The organism is Streptomyces sp. CA189 (assembly GCF_056428985.1).
In genome coordinates this window covers 42,604-55,705 of sequence record NZ_JBWJVM010000022.1, presented here as the reverse complement: position 1 = coordinate 55,705, position 13,102 = coordinate 42,604, and the positions used below count along the sequence as shown (strand labels likewise).

Annotated in this window: 14 protein-coding genes; 7 read left to right on the top strand and 7 right to left on the bottom strand. The window is 72.4% G+C overall.

Annotated features, from left to right (window positions below):
- The first annotated feature begins 46 nt into the window (after window positions 1-46).
- The 3 genes from AC061S_RS18785 to AC061S_RS18775 all read left to right on the top strand — a co-directional run bounded on the left by AC061S_RS18785 (window position 47) and on the right by AC061S_RS18775 (window position 2,395).
- Window positions 47-1,324: a thymidine phosphorylase gene (locus tag AC061S_RS18785; RefSeq protein ID WP_478687109.1), complete on the top strand. Its 1,278-nt coding sequence runs from the start codon at window positions 47-49 to the stop codon at window positions 1,322-1,324.
- A gap of 96 nt (window positions 1,325-1,420) precedes the next feature.
- On the top strand, window positions 1,421-2,008 hold the full coding sequence (locus tag AC061S_RS18780; protein ID WP_478687108.1) for a Uma2 family endonuclease: 588 nt from the start codon (window positions 1,421-1,423) through the stop codon (window positions 2,006-2,008).
- Between the two features lie 51 nt (window positions 2,009-2,059).
- On the top strand, window positions 2,060-2,395 hold the full coding sequence (locus tag AC061S_RS18775; protein WP_478687107.1) for an STAS domain-containing protein: 336 nt from the start codon (window positions 2,060-2,062) through the stop codon (window positions 2,393-2,395).
- Here AC061S_RS18775 and AC061S_RS18770 read toward each other — a convergent pair.
- The 4 genes from AC061S_RS18770 to AC061S_RS18755 form a co-directional block, all read right to left on the bottom strand.
- Entirely contained in the window at window positions 2,282-3,292 is a 1,011-nt protein-coding gene (locus tag AC061S_RS18770) for a sigma-70 family RNA polymerase sigma factor (RefSeq protein WP_478687106.1), read from the bottom strand. The two genes, AC061S_RS18775 and AC061S_RS18770, sit on opposite strands and share 114 nt — an antisense overlap.
- Before the next feature lie 91 nt (window positions 3,293-3,383).
- A complete protein-coding gene (locus AC061S_RS18765; protein ID WP_478687105.1) occupies window positions 3,384-4,346 on the bottom strand; it encodes an RNA-binding protein in 963 nt (320 codons plus the stop codon).
- Window position 4,347: 1 nt separating this feature from the next.
- Window positions 4,348-5,646 (bottom strand): ribonuclease FAU-1 family protein, encoded by a 1,299-nt coding sequence (locus AC061S_RS18760; RefSeq protein ID WP_478687104.1) that lies wholly within the window; start codon window positions 5,644-5,646, stop codon window positions 4,348-4,350.
- 50 nt (window positions 5,647-5,696) lie between these two features.
- Complete coding sequence (locus tag AC061S_RS18755) at window positions 5,697-6,977, bottom strand: MFS transporter (protein ID WP_478687103.1); 1,281 nt, start codon at window positions 6,975-6,977, stop codon at window positions 5,697-5,699.
- Window positions 6,978-7,076: 99 nt separating this feature from the next.
- Here AC061S_RS18755 and AC061S_RS18750 point away from each other — a divergent pair, with 99 nt between their 5' ends.
- Window positions 7,077-8,015: a LysR family transcriptional regulator gene (locus AC061S_RS18750; protein WP_478687102.1), complete on the top strand. Its 939-nt coding sequence runs from the start codon at window positions 7,077-7,079 to the stop codon at window positions 8,013-8,015.
- Here the strand turns inward: AC061S_RS18750 and AC061S_RS18745 are convergent.
- Together AC061S_RS18745 and AC061S_RS18740 are read right to left on the bottom strand one after the other, a co-directional pair.
- Window positions 7,954-9,069: a helix-turn-helix transcriptional regulator gene (locus AC061S_RS18745; RefSeq protein ID WP_478687101.1), complete on the bottom strand. Its 1,116-nt coding sequence runs from the start codon at window positions 9,067-9,069 to the stop codon at window positions 7,954-7,956. The two genes, AC061S_RS18750 and AC061S_RS18745, sit on opposite strands and share 62 nt — an antisense overlap.
- A 407-nt stretch (window positions 9,070-9,476) precedes the next feature.
- On the bottom strand, window positions 9,477-10,196 hold the full coding sequence (locus AC061S_RS18740) for an alpha/beta hydrolase (protein WP_478687100.1): 720 nt from the start codon (window positions 10,194-10,196) through the stop codon (window positions 9,477-9,479).
- A 114-nt stretch (window positions 10,197-10,310) separates the two neighbouring features.
- On the opposite strand from AC061S_RS18740, the gene AC061S_RS18735 reads away from it, so the two are divergent.
- From AC061S_RS18735 to AC061S_RS18725, 3 genes are all read left to right on the top strand, one after another.
- Complete coding sequence (locus AC061S_RS18735) at window positions 10,311-11,459, top strand: adenosine deaminase (RefSeq protein ID WP_478687099.1); 1,149 nt, start codon at window positions 10,311-10,313, stop codon at window positions 11,457-11,459.
- A 139-nt stretch (window positions 11,460-11,598) separates the two neighbouring features.
- Window positions 11,599-11,868 carry a hypothetical protein gene (locus AC061S_RS18730; RefSeq protein ID WP_243333777.1) on the top strand — a complete coding sequence of 90 codons (270 nt, stop codon included), beginning with the start codon at window positions 11,599-11,601 and terminating at the stop codon, window positions 11,866-11,868.
- A gap of 166 nt (window positions 11,869-12,034) precedes the next feature.
- Window positions 12,035-12,844 carry a sensor domain-containing protein gene (locus tag AC061S_RS18725; RefSeq protein ID WP_478687098.1) on the top strand — a complete coding sequence of 270 codons (810 nt, stop codon included), beginning with the start codon at window positions 12,035-12,037 and terminating at the stop codon, window positions 12,842-12,844.
- A gap of 17 nt (window positions 12,845-12,861) precedes the next feature.
- Here AC061S_RS18725 and AC061S_RS18720 read toward each other — a convergent pair whose 3' ends face one another.
- A complete protein-coding gene (locus tag AC061S_RS18720) occupies window positions 12,862-13,074 on the bottom strand; it encodes a PspC domain-containing protein (protein ID WP_478687097.1) in 213 nt (70 codons plus the stop codon).
- Between the last annotated feature and the right edge of the window lie 28 nt (window positions 13,075-13,102).

Below are 13,102 nucleotides of genomic sequence, written 5' to 3'. Positions count from 1 at the left end.
CGTCCTCCCCTCCCCTCTCTCTATGCGCGTAGAAGGAAGCACTTCCATGGACGTCATCTCCGTCATCCGCACCAAGCGCGACCGCGGTGAACTGAGCCCCGAGCAGATCGACTGGGTCATCGACGCGTACACGCGCGGCGTGGTCGCCGACGAGCAGATGTCGGCGCTGGCGATGGCCATCCTGCTCAACGGCATGAACCGGACCGAGATCGCCCGCTGGACCGCCGCGATGATCGCCAGCGGCGAGCGGATGAACTTCGACTCCCTCTCCCGCCCGACCGCGGACAAGCACTCCACGGGCGGCGTCGGCGACAAGATCACCCTGCCGCTGGCCCCGCTCGTCGCCGCCTGCGGCGCGGCCGTACCTCAGCTCTCCGGCCGGGGCCTGGGCCACACCGGCGGCACCCTGGACAAGCTGGAATCCATCCCCGGCTGGCGCGCCCTGCTCTCCAACGAGGAGATGCTGCACGTCCTGGACACCACCGGCGCCGTCATCTGCGCGGCCGGCGACGGCCTGGCCCCGGCCGACAAGAAGCTCTACGCGCTGCGCGACGTCACCGGCACCGTCGAGGCGATCCCGCTCATCGCCTCCTCGATCATGTCCAAGAAGATCGCCGAGGGCACCGGCTCCCTCGTCCTGGACGTGAAGGTCGGCACCGGCGCCTTCATGAAGAACATCGAGGACGCGCGTGAGCTGGCCCGCACCATGGTGGGCCTGGGCACCGACTCGGGCGTCAAGACCGTCGCCCTGCTCACCGACATGTCCACCCCGCTCGGCCTCACCGCCGGCAACGCCCTGGAGATCCGCGAGTCGGTCGAGGTCCTGGCGGGCGGCGGCCCCTCGGACGTGGTCGAGCTGACCCTGGCCCTGGCCCGGGAGATGCTGGACGCCGCGGGCATCAAGGACGCCGACCCGGCGAAGGCCCTGGCCGACGGCCGGGCGATGGATGTCTGGCGCCGGATGATCGCGGCGCAGGGCGGCGACCCGGACGCGGCGCTGCCCGTCGCGCGGGAGCAGCACGTGGTCACGGCCCCCGCCTCGGGCGTGCTGACGCGGCTGGACGCGTACGGGGTGGGCGTGGGCGCCTGGCGCCTGGGCGCCGGCCGCGCGCGCAAGGAGGACCCGGTCCAGGCCGGCGCGGGCATCGAGCTGCACGTCAAGCCGGGCGACACGGTCACGGCGGGCCAGCCGCTGATGACCCTGCACACCGACACCCCGGAGAAGTTCGACTACGCCCTGGCGGCGCTGGACGGCACCGTCGACATCGCGGCGGCGGGCACGGCCTTCTCCGCCACGCCGATCGTGCTGGACCGCATCGCCTGACCTGCGGCTTCTCTTTCGGGTGAACGGGACCGGTAGACCCCTGCCGGTCCCGTTCGGCATGCTGGGATCGGTGACGAACCGAATGAGGAGCACACCATGAGCGCACTCACCGTTCAGCATGAGCCACACGGTGGCGACAGCTGGGACGAGCTCGTCCATCGCTGGGAGGCGATGGACTGGCCGGAGGGCTGCAAGGTGGAGATCATCGAGGGGATCATCACCGTGGCGCCACCGCCAGTAGGAAAGCACAGCCTGATCGCGGCCAAACTCCAGCGTTGCCTGCTGTCGGCCATCCCTGGCGACTGGGACGTTCACCAGACGCTGGGGGTAGCCATCCCATCGAGGACCGGGCTGTACATTCCCGACCTCCTCGTGGTGCCCGACGCTGTTGTCGACGGCGCTCCGTTTATTCCGGCGGCGGCTGTCGAACTCATCGTCGAGATCACCTCCCCGTCGAACGCCTCACACGACCGCATCGCGAAGGCCGCCGCGTACGCGCAGGCTGATGTGCCGCTGTACCTGCTCATCGACGGCTTTGCGCCCGGAGGTCCCACCGTCACCCTTTACGGCGAGCCGAGCGGTGCTGTCTACCGGGTGCTCCGCGCCGGGAAATTTGGTGACACCTTCCGCATTCCCGCGCCCTTCGACGTCGAGCTCGATACGTCCGCATTCCCCGCACCCTGAGGTGCTCCCCCGACGCCGATGAGTTCCGGGCGCCGGGGGAGTCACCCCCTCGTGACGATCACGCGACTCGTACTGCCCGGTCCCGAACCCGCCGCCCGTGACGTGGCCCCGCTGTGCGCCCGCCTGGAGCTGCTCTACGCGGCCGGGGCGGGCACGGTGGTGTGCGACGCCGGCGCCGTCACCGCGCCCGGCCTCGGCGCCGTCGAGGTCCTGGCCCGGCTGCGACTCACCGCCGCCGGCCGGCGCTTCCGAGTCACCGGGGCCCCGCCCCCGCTACGCGCCCTGCTGCACCTCGTAGGACTCGTCGAGCTGCTCGGGGAGCCCGAAGAGCGGGAACCACCGGGCGGTGTCCAGGAAGGCGTTCAGCCCGGTGATCTTCCCGTCTGACACCTCCAGCACCTGGAGCGCCCACGGGGTCCAGCCCGGCTCCCCGTCCTCGCGCGGCCGGTACTGGCCGAAGGCGGGCATGCCGTTCGCCGTCGTCGGGATCAACCGCGAGCCCTTGCAGCCGATGCCCTGGTTCAGGTGCCAGGCCGCTATGTCCTCGTGGCCCTGGAGCCACAGGTCGAACGGCGGCATCGACAGCACGGCCTCGTCGTGGAGGAGGGAGGTCAGCCGGGAGATGTCGTACGCCTCGAAGGCGGCGAGGTACTGCTCCAGCAGCTTCGCCTGGTCCGCGTCCAGCGGGTCGAGGGCCTCGCTCTCGCGCACCCGGCCGGCCGCGAGCGTCGCGCGGGCCCGCTGCAGGGCGCTGTTCACCGACGCGACGGTGGTGTCCAGCAGCGTGGCGACCTCGTCGGCCTTCCAGGCCAGCACCTCGCGCAGGATCAGCACCGCCCGCTGCTTGGCCGGCAGGTGCTGGAGCGCGGCGACGAACGCGAGCCGTACGGACTCCTTGGCCAGCGCCATCTCCGCCGGGTCGGCGGTCTGCGGCAGCACCCGCCCGTCGGGCACCGGCTCCAGCCAGGTCACCTCGGGCCGCTCGCTCAGCACGGCGGAGGCCTGGTGCTGCGGAGCACTCAGGTCCATCGGCCGGGCCCGCTTGTTCCCCGCGTTCAGCAGGTCCAGGCAGACGTTGGTGGCGATCCGGTAGAGCCAGGACCGCAGGGAGGACCGCCCCTCGAACTTCGCGTAGCTCCGCCAGGCACGGATGTACGTGTCCTGCACCGCGTCCTCGGCGTCGAAGGCCGAGCCGAGCATGCGGTAGCAGTACCCCGTGAGCTCGACGCGGTACCGGTCCAGCGCCGCGTCCAGCTCGGGCCCAAGGTCGGTCGTTTCCGTCATGTCCCTTGATCCCTCTGTTAGTTCCCGATACGTCGGAAACTACCGGAGGCCACTGACATCGGCAGCCCGGCACGCACCGGTGAACCTCCGCCTACAGCGTCCACCGGGCCCGCACCACGCCGTCCGCGTCCGGCACCACGCCGGTGAACAGGGGCTCGTGCTCGTCGGCGAAGTACGCCTGCAGGCCTGCGGCCCTGGCGCCCGCGAGCACCTCCACCAGCTCGTCGCAGTCGTCCTCGTCGACGAGAGCGCTCGAGATCCGGCCGTCCGCGTCCTCCCACACGCACTCGAGCGAGAACTCCTCGGGGAGTCCGGCGATCAACCCGGCGGTGTCGCGGGACAGCGCCGGCCAGACGCGCAGGAGTGCGCGCGGCGCGAGCCCGGCCCGGACGGCATCGAGCGGGCTCCCGTCGCCGAGGCGGTGCCAGCGGGCCGTATTCGCGGCGTACGCCTCCTCCAGCAGCCCGGCCTCGCCGCGCGCCGCGCTCGCCCGTACCCGCGCCCAGAACTCCTCGTCGGCGGGGCGCAGCTCGTACTCCTCGTCGGGCGAGGGCTCGTAGGGTGAGGCCCCGATCGGCTCGGCGAAGAGCCCGAGCTCCCGGGTGCGGGCCGCGGCGCCCTCGCAGGGCGTGCGGGTGGAGACGTAGACGTACTGGTCCCACCCGACGTGCACGGTCATGGCACCCTCCGCCTCCAGCCGGCACCATCCGCCGTTCTCGCGGAGCATGCCGTGTACGAGTTCCAGCGCGAGCGGCACCGGCACGCTCGCACCGTCGTGGAAACCGCGCTCTCCGTCCGGGAACAGTCCGGCCAGGCCGTGCCCCGCCGCCGGATCCCGCCCGAAGCCCGTGGACGGGATGCCGGCCTCCGGATCCCGCACGGCGAGCCTCTCGACCCCGCTCTCCTCCGCGAAGGCCGCGACGGCCGCCAGGTACGCCGCCTCGACCGGCCCGTGGTCGCTGTCGGCGGCCTCCGTCCCCTGATAGGCGCCGTCGGGCGCCCGGTCGGCGGGGTCGTACTTGGTCACCCGGTACGCGTAGGGCAGCAGCGGCACGTCAGTTCTCATTCCCCGGTGCGGTCGGCGCATCGTACGGCGGTATGACCCACCGCAGGACGGCCTCGCCCGCCCGCTCCTCCAGGGTGACCGGGTACACCCGGCCCTCCTCGCGCTCGCCCTGGTGCCGCTCGGCGTGGTCCCCGGGGGCCCAGCCGAGGCCGAGCATCCGGCAGCCGCCGAGTTCGATGGCTCCGGCCAGCAGCCTATGGCCCCAGCCGGCGCGCCGGGCGCGGTGGCCGCCGAACACCGCCTGGGCCTCGTCCGCGTACCTCCCCCAGTAGGTGACGTCCGCCAGGCCGTTCACGGCTTCGCCGTTCAGCCCCTCGAAGGCGTCCAGGGCCCGGGCGTCGCCCAGGACCATGCCGTAGCGGTCGACCGGGAGGTCACCGAGGGGGACCGGGGCCGCGCCGTGGTTCCAGGGGAGGCCGAGGGACACCTCCAGGGCCGAGATCACCGGTTCGCCGTCGAAGGGGGACGGCGAGGTCCAGGCCCGTACCGGCAGGGGGCGGTCGGCGGCGGCCGGGACGGCCACGGCCTCGCAGCCCCACGGCCCGGGCCCGGCCGCCCCGCCGTCGTGGAGGTGGCCGCCGCCCGTCGCCGCCACGGCCAGGGCGCGGTCGGAGAGGGGCGGGGCGCCGTCCGCGCGGTGGTCGATCCAGCCGGTCTTGCCCAGCACGAGCACCCCCGAGGGAGCGGTGACCGGTTCGAGGGGGAGGGGCGGGCGGTCCGGGAGGGGCCAGGACGGCGGGGGACGGAAGTCGCACCAGGTGCCGTCGAAGGGGTAGGCGGCCGAGTCGATGAGGCGGGTGACGCGGACGCCCTCCGCGCGGACGGCGGCGGCCTCGGACGCCGTCCAGTACACCGGGTGGCCCGTCTTCGCGGCGAAGGAGTCCTCGTCCTTCCACTCCCACGCGCGGTCCGGGGCCACCGTGATGTCCAGCTCCTGGTCGGTCACGTGGACGTCGGCGCCGTCCCGGGTACGGACACGGGATTCGAGGTTCACGTACCAGCTGCGGAACTCCTGCTCCGGCGTGAAGCTCCACCACACCGCGTGCCCCGCCCCGGCCGGCTGCAGGATCAGCGCGCCCCCGTGCCGCCACCGGTCCGCCCGCAGCGGGTACGAGCCCTCCGGCGGCAGGTCCCGCAGATGGGTGCCGGGCGGGATGGCGGCGCGCCAGAGCGGGGTGCCCGGGGCCACCCACAGCAGCAGGCCGTCGGCGCCGGACTCCACGACGCGGGCCGGGCAGATCATGCTGACCGTGCTGCCGAGTATGAGGTGAATGCTGACTGTGGACATGATGGGCGATCATGCCATCCGGGGGTGCCGGGCCCCGGTGCGCCGGCACCTCAGCGCGCCGGCAGTGCCGCGATCCGGGCCGACCGGGCCGCGTGGGACCCGTACAGGGTGATCGTGAGGACCCCGGCGACCGCGAGCAGCGCGAGGGTGACCGTGGCCGCCCAGCCCGCCGAGTGGTAGGCGAGGGCGCCCAGCGTGCCGCCGGCGCTGGAGCCGACGTAGTACGCCGACTGGTAGAGCGCCGAGGCCTGAGCTCGGCCCGTCTTCGCCGTACGGCTCACCGCCGCGGAGGCCACCGCGTGGCCCGCGAAGAAGCCCGCCGTGATGAGGATCAGGCCCAGCAGGATCGCCGTGAGCGACTCCGCGAGGGAGAGGAACAGGCCCACCGCCGTCGTGGTCACCGCCAGGTACAGCGCGCCGCGCCGGCCCAGCCGGGCCACCAGCTGCCCGGCCGCCGCCGAGGAGACCGTACCGACCAGGTAGACCAGGAAGATCGAGCCGATGAGACCCTGCCCGAGCGAGAACGGCTCGTCCACCAGGCGGTAGCCGATGACCGTGTACACCGCCCCGAACACGGTCATGAACAGCGCGCCGATCCCGTACAGCCGCAGCAGCAGCGGATCGCGCAGGTGCCCGGAGACGGTACGTCCCACCGCGCGCGGGTTCAGTGAGGCCGCCCGGAAGAACCGGGCCCGGGGGAGGAGGACCAGGAACGCCGCCGCGCAGGCCAGCGACATCAGGCCCACGGTCAGCAGCCCGCCGCGCCAGCCCCACACCTGGGCCGCCCAGCCCGTGACGAGGCGGCCGCTCATGCCGCCGATGGAGTTGCCCGCCACGAACAGGCCGATCGCGGCGACCAGCGCCTTCGGCTTGACCTCTTCCGCCAGGTACGCCATCGCGGAGGCCGGGATGCCGGCGATCGCCGCGCCCTGGACGGCGCGCAGCGCGATCAGCCACTCCAGGTTCGGCGCGAAGGGCACGAGGAGGCCGACGCCGACCGCGATCACCATCGACCAGGTCATCATCCGGGTCCGCCCGAAGCGCTCCGAGAGCGCGCTGAGCGGCAGGACGAACAGGGCGAGCGCGCCGGTGGCCGCGGAGACCGTCCAGCTGGCCTGACCCGCCGTCACACCGAAGCCGTCGGAGATCGCGGGCAGCAGCGCCTGGGTGGAGTAGAGGAGGGCGAAGGTGGCCAGTCCGGCGGCGAAGAGCGCGAGGCTGAGGCGGCGGTAGCCGGGGCGGCCGGGCTCGTGCGCCTCGGGTGCGGAGGCGGGGAACGACGGGGTGGAGGCACCCGGGATGACGGGTGCCCCGGTATGAGCGGGAGGCATGCGTACGACCGTAGATCCGTCTTTTTCATGCGTCCAATGCACGAATTCGCGATAATCAATCCATCCGTGCATCAGTGCAGGTCAGATGGGTGCCTATCGATGAGTCGTTACGAAGAAGACATGGCCGTGACACATGCGCTGGCCCCGCGCCTCGCGTACTTCGCCGCCGTCGCCCGGCACGAGCACGTCACCCGCGCCGCACACGAGCTGGGCGTCCCGCAGTCCACCCTGTCGCGGGCCATGGTCCGCCTCGAACAGGACCTGGGCGTCACGCTGTTCGCCCGCAAGGGCCGTACGGTCGCGCTCACCACCGCCGGCCGCACCTTCCTGGCCTCGGCGGAACGCTCGCTGGCCGAGATCGCCCGCGCGGCCGGCTCCGTCCAGCAGGACGCCGACCCGTCCTTCGGCAAGGTCGCCTTCGGCTTCCTGCACACCCTGGGCCCCGAGACCGTGCCCGGCCTGATCCGGGCCTTCCGGGCCGACCACCCCGGCGTACGGTTCTCACTGGTCCAGAACTACGGCGAGGCCATGCTGGAGAAGCTGCGCGCGGGCGAGCTCGACCTCTGCCTGACCTCGCCCCTGCCCGACGCCCCGGACCTGGTGGCCCGCCGGCTCGACGAGCAGCGGCTGCGGCTGGTGGTCCCCGAGGACCACCGGCTCGCCACGCGCAAGCGGATCCGCCTCGCGGAGGCCGCCGAGGAAACCTTCGTCACCCTGGAGCCCGGCTACGGGCTGCGGCGCATCACCGACGACCTGTGCGCGGAGGCCGGGTTCACGCCCCGGGTGGCCTTCGAGGGCGAGGAGGCCGAGACCCTGCGCGGGCTCGTCGCCGCCGGTCTCGGCGTGGCGCTGCTGCCGCCGCCCGCGGTGGCCCGGCCCGGGGTCGTCGAGCTGACGGTCACCGCCCCGCGCGCGGTCCGCGAGATCGGGGTGGCCTGGCTCGACGGGCACCCGGACACTCCGCCGGTGGCGGAGTTCAAGAAGTTTCTGCTGTCCCGTCGGGGGCGGCTGATCCCGGAGCTCCAGCCGGGGGCGTGAGCGGGGCGCGGGAGGCCGAGGAGGCGGCGGAAGCCGCGGAAGCCACGGAGGCCGCCGAGGCGGCCGCCGCCGTCGCGGACAGCAGGAACCCGGCCTGGAAACGGGACTTGGCCCCCACCGCCCGCATGATCTCGGCGATGTGGCGCTGACAGGTGCGCTCCGACATGCCGAGGCGCCGGGCGATGACCTTGTCCTCCAGCCCCTCCGCCAGGAGCCGCACGATGGTCTGGCGCAGCTCGTCGGAGATGGAACGGGCCTGGTCCGGCCCGACGGTGGTGCTGAAGGGCTCGGCCTCCGCCCAGCAGCGCTCGAAGGTCTCCGCCATGAAGTGGACGATGTTGGGCTCGCGCACCACCAGCGCCGCCTTGATGTCGTCCTGAACCTCCATCAGCCCGGTGTGCCGGTCGACGAGGATCATCCGCATCAGCCCGTCGCCGACGGTACGGACCTGGGAGCCGAGCGCGGTCACCCGCTCGACGTAGGCGGCCGTCGGGCGGGAGTAGCGGGCGGTGTGCTGGTAGAGGGTGCGCATCCGCACGCCCCGGGCCAGCATCGCCTCGTCCCGGACCACCGCCCCTTCCAGGGTTTGCGGGCTGCGGCCGCCGCCCGGGTGGCAGGTCAGCACCTCGGACTCGGCCGAGGCGACGAGCTCCCCGATCAGGTCCTGCAGCGCGGCCGGGTCGGTGACCAGCTCCAGGGCGTTCGCCCCGCCGCGGGCGCGCAGGTCGGCGCCCGCCTCGTACGCGGGGAGCAGCTCCTCCAGCCGGACGCGCAGCCGGTCCATCTCGTCATGGGTCTCGCGCACCCGCAGGGCCAGCGGGGCCAGCGTCCGGGCCACGGCGGCCTGCGGGGACACGGCGCTCCAGTGCGACGCCGGCGCCGGTCCGTCGGGGCTTCCGTCCGCGGCGGACGCCGGGTGGGGGCGGGGCTGGATCAGGTGGGCCGCCGCGAGTTCGGCGACGGCGGCATCGACGGACACGCCGAGCGCCTCGCCGGCCTCCGTCTCGGAGAAGGCGTGCCGCTCGGCCGCGTACCCGTAAAGACGCCGGGCCACGGAGCTCAGTTGGTCCGTTTCATCCGATGGCATATACATATTCGTCCCGGCCTGTGCCGATCTGTAAACCCCTCGTGTTCCCGCAAGGCACCAAGACGATGCCCTCCGATCTTCGTGAGGATAGGCCGAACCGGCACAGTGGTACCACGGCGTTCTCGGGGGAGGGCGCGGGCATCCTGAGTCCGCGCTTCGCCGAACCGGCACCGCGCCCTCGCGCGGGCGTGTGCCTCAAGGTGGTCGCGCCGGGCCCGCCCGTGTCATCCGGCCGGGAGGGGACGGCGCGGCCTGCGCGGACGGCCCCGCGCGACCACCGCACCCGCGGGCGCTCTCCGCCCGCGGCTCCTTGCCGCCCCGCGCCGCGCCGCAGTCCGGTGCGGTCCCGCTTCCCGCGATGTCAGCCCGCGGCGTCAGCCGCGCAGGGACCGCCCGTACCCGGAGGCCAGCGGCATCCGCAGGCCCAGTGGCGGGGGAGCCGCCAGCGCGTCGGTGACCGGCCGCGAGTAGGACCACGAGAACACGGAGCCCAGGACGAAGTCCACGGACAGGGCCACGACTTCGTCCTGGTGATCGCGCAGTCCGTGCCCGTCGGAATGCACCTCGAAGCGGCACGTCGTGCGGTTCGCCTTCTTCGCCCGGGTCGCCAGCCGGTACGACAACTCCGGGTCGCTGCGCGCGTCGTTGGTGCCGTGCACGATCAGGACCCGGCGGCCCGAGAGCTGCTTCACCGGTTCGGGGGAGTCCGTGTCGGACTGCCGGGGGAACGAAGGGGCCAGTGCCAGGACGGAGTTGACGGCTTCGTGGCCGGCCGCGGCGAGCGCCGCCCGGCCGCCCGCGTCGTACCCGGCCAGGCATACTGGAACGTCCCCGTACCGCCGGACCACCTCGTCCGCGGCCCACTCGGCGTCCCCCTCGCGGGTGCCCGCGCCGTGGATGACCTGGTGCGTGACCAGCCCGTCCGCCGCACCCGCACGGGCCAGGGCCCGAGCCAGCGGACGCACGGGACCGGGGGAGAACCTGGATGCTCCGGGGAGAAGGAGCACCACACCACTGACCGTTGAGACCGAGCCGGTCGCGCCGGCCGCCCGCCCCAGGCGGGCCCCGCGCGCCGGCGGCGCATGCTGTGCCATGACGGAACAGTCTCAGACCCCGAGGTGTACGCCACCCGTCCGCGCGGTCACTGTTACATATCGGGGGTGGACACCGTCTCACTGCTCTACGCGCGTAGGAGCTAGAGTGCCCAGATGACGAGCGAGACCCCCAACCTGCCCACACCGGATCAGATCCGCCGCTCCCCGAAGGTGCTCCTGCACGACCACCTCGACGGTGGACTGCGCCCCGGGACCATCATCGAGCTGGCCGACAAGGCCGGCTACGAGAACCTTCCCGAGACCGAGGCCGACAAGCTCGGCACCTGGTTCCGGGAAGCGGCTGACTCCGGCTCCCTCCCGCGCTACCTGGAGACGTTCGCGCACACCTGCGCCGTCATGCAGACGAAGGAGGCCCTCTTCCGGGTGGCCTCCGAGTGCGCCCAGGACCTGGCCGACGACGGCGTCGTGTACGCCGAGATCCGCTACGCGCCCGAGCAGCACTTGGAAGGCGGCCTGACCCTCGAAGAGGTCGTCGAGGCGGTCAACGAGGGCTTCCGCGAGGGCGAGCGCCGCGCGCGGACGAACGGCAACCGCATCCGCGTCGGCGCGCTGTTGACCGCGATGCGGCACGCGGCCCGTGCGCTGGAGATCGCGGAACTGGCCAACCGCTACCGCGACAAGGGCGTTGTCGGCTTCGACATCGCCGGCGCCGAAGCCGGGTTCCCTCCCACCCGCCACCTCGACGCCTTCGAGTACCTCAAGCGCGAGAACAACCACTTCACCATCCACGCGGGCGAGGCCTTCGGCCTGCCGTCGATCTGGCAGGCCCTGCAGTGGTGCGGCGCCGACCGGCTCGGCCACGGCGTGAAGATCATCGATGACATCGAGGTCGCCGCCGACGGTTCCGTGACGCTGGGCCGCCTGGCCTCGTACGTCCGGGACAAGCGCATCCCGCTGGAGATGTGCCCGACGTCGAACCTGCAGACGGGCGCGGCGGTCTCCTACGCCGAGCACCCGATCGGTCTGCTGCGGAAACTGCACTTCAGGCTGACCGTCAACACCGACAACCGGCTGATGAGCGGTACCAGCATGAGCCGTGAGTTCGAGCACCTGGTCGACACCTTCGGCTACTCGCTCGAGGACATGCAGTGGTTCACGGTCAATGCGATGAAGTCCGCGTTCATTCCTTTCGATGAACGGCTGGCCATGATCAACGACGTGATCAAGCCCGGTTATGCGGAGCTGAAGTCGGAATGGCTGTTCCGTCAAACCGCTTCCACCAGCGGTTCCGTCTCGGCCTAGGCCATGGCGTGACGGACTGAAAGCGCCCGGGAGGGGCAATTCCCGGGCGCTTTCTCGTATTTAATGATGTTTGCGGGAGGGGGTTTGAAGTGACTAGTTTGCGGAGCCGCTCATTTCCCCGTCGCAAGGACGATTCTTCATGAAGCAGTCAGCTGCCAAGACCCTCGGTGTCGCCGCTCTCGGTGCCGCCTTCGCCGCCGTCGCCGCCGGTACCGCCTCGGCCGTCCCCGCCGTCGGTCTCGGTGACGCGCTGGGCACCGTCACGGGCGCGGTCCAGGGTGCGACCAGCCAGCAGCACGTGACCGCCGAGGAGGGCCAGCAGGCCCCCGAGGCGACCGACCCGGCCGCCGCGCTCGGCACGGTGACCGGCCTGCTCGGCGGTCTGCCGACCAGCGGCCTCGGCGCCTGATCCACTTCGGATCCCCTGTCGGATTCGTACGCGACCCGTACGCGATTCGCACGCACGCCCACGCGGCGCACACCTCTTCGACCAGGTGTGTGCCGCGTCGCGGCATGTGCCAGGATCACCGCCAACTGCCCGCCGACACCCTGGGTATGAGGTTTCGATCATGCGAATGAAGGCACGAACGGCCACGGCCGTGCTGCTCCCCGCCCTGCTGTCCGCGATGGTGGGCTGTGGCAGTACGAACACCCCCGCCTCCGGCAAGGGACCGGACCCGAAGGGCTCCGCGAGCGCACCCGGGCAGTCCGCGTCGGCGGGCTCGGCCGGCGCGTCCGGCGAGGCGGGATCCCCCGGCTCCGCGGGCACCGGCGGAGCCGGTGCTACGGGCGGCACGGGCGCTCCCCGGCAGGGCGCCGGCCGGCTGGAGCGCTCCGCCCTGGCACAGGGCGACCTGCCCGGCTACCAGATCTCCGCGAACGGCAAGAACCCGAACGCCCCCGACGGCCAGCCGCAGGCGGACCGCAAGGCCTGCCAGCCGCTCGCCGACATCATGGGCGACAAGCCCGACCCGGCGGCGCGCGAGACCGTCAACCGGGGCATCGGCTCCCAGAAGCAGATGGGCCTGGCCGTCTCCTCCTCCGTCAGCTCCTACGCCGAGTCCGACGCCAAGGCGCTGATCGCCCGGTTGAGGAACGCCGTGTCCGCCTGCGCCGGCGGCTTCACCGCGACCGTCGAGAAGCAGAGCGGCTCGTACCGCGACGTGAAGGCGGCCGATTACAAGACGGCCGGCGACGAGACCGTCAGCTGGACCACGACGGCGGCCGCCGAAGGCGTCACCGCCCAGGTGCACCTGGGCGTCGTACGCCAAGGGGACACCGTCATGCGCCTCATGGCACTCAACGTCGCGGGCGGCCGGCAGACCCCGCAGGTCCCGCACGAGGTCACGGACAAGCAGCTCCAGAAGGTCCGCGCCGCGCGCTGAATTCCCCGTCCGGCGGGCTACCAGCCGGTGGCGGCGGAAGAGGTGCCCGACTTCTCGTTCGGCAGGAGCACCCACAGCGCCAGGTAAAGGAGGAACTGCGGGCCGGGCAGCAGGCACGAGACGACGAAGATGATCCGCATCGTGTTCGCGGATATTCCGAACCGGCGCGCAAGACCGGCACAGACTCCGCCGATCCATCGTCCGTCACGGGGGCGGGCAAGGGCGCTCATGGTCTCTCCTCGGTCGTTGTGCGGTCCG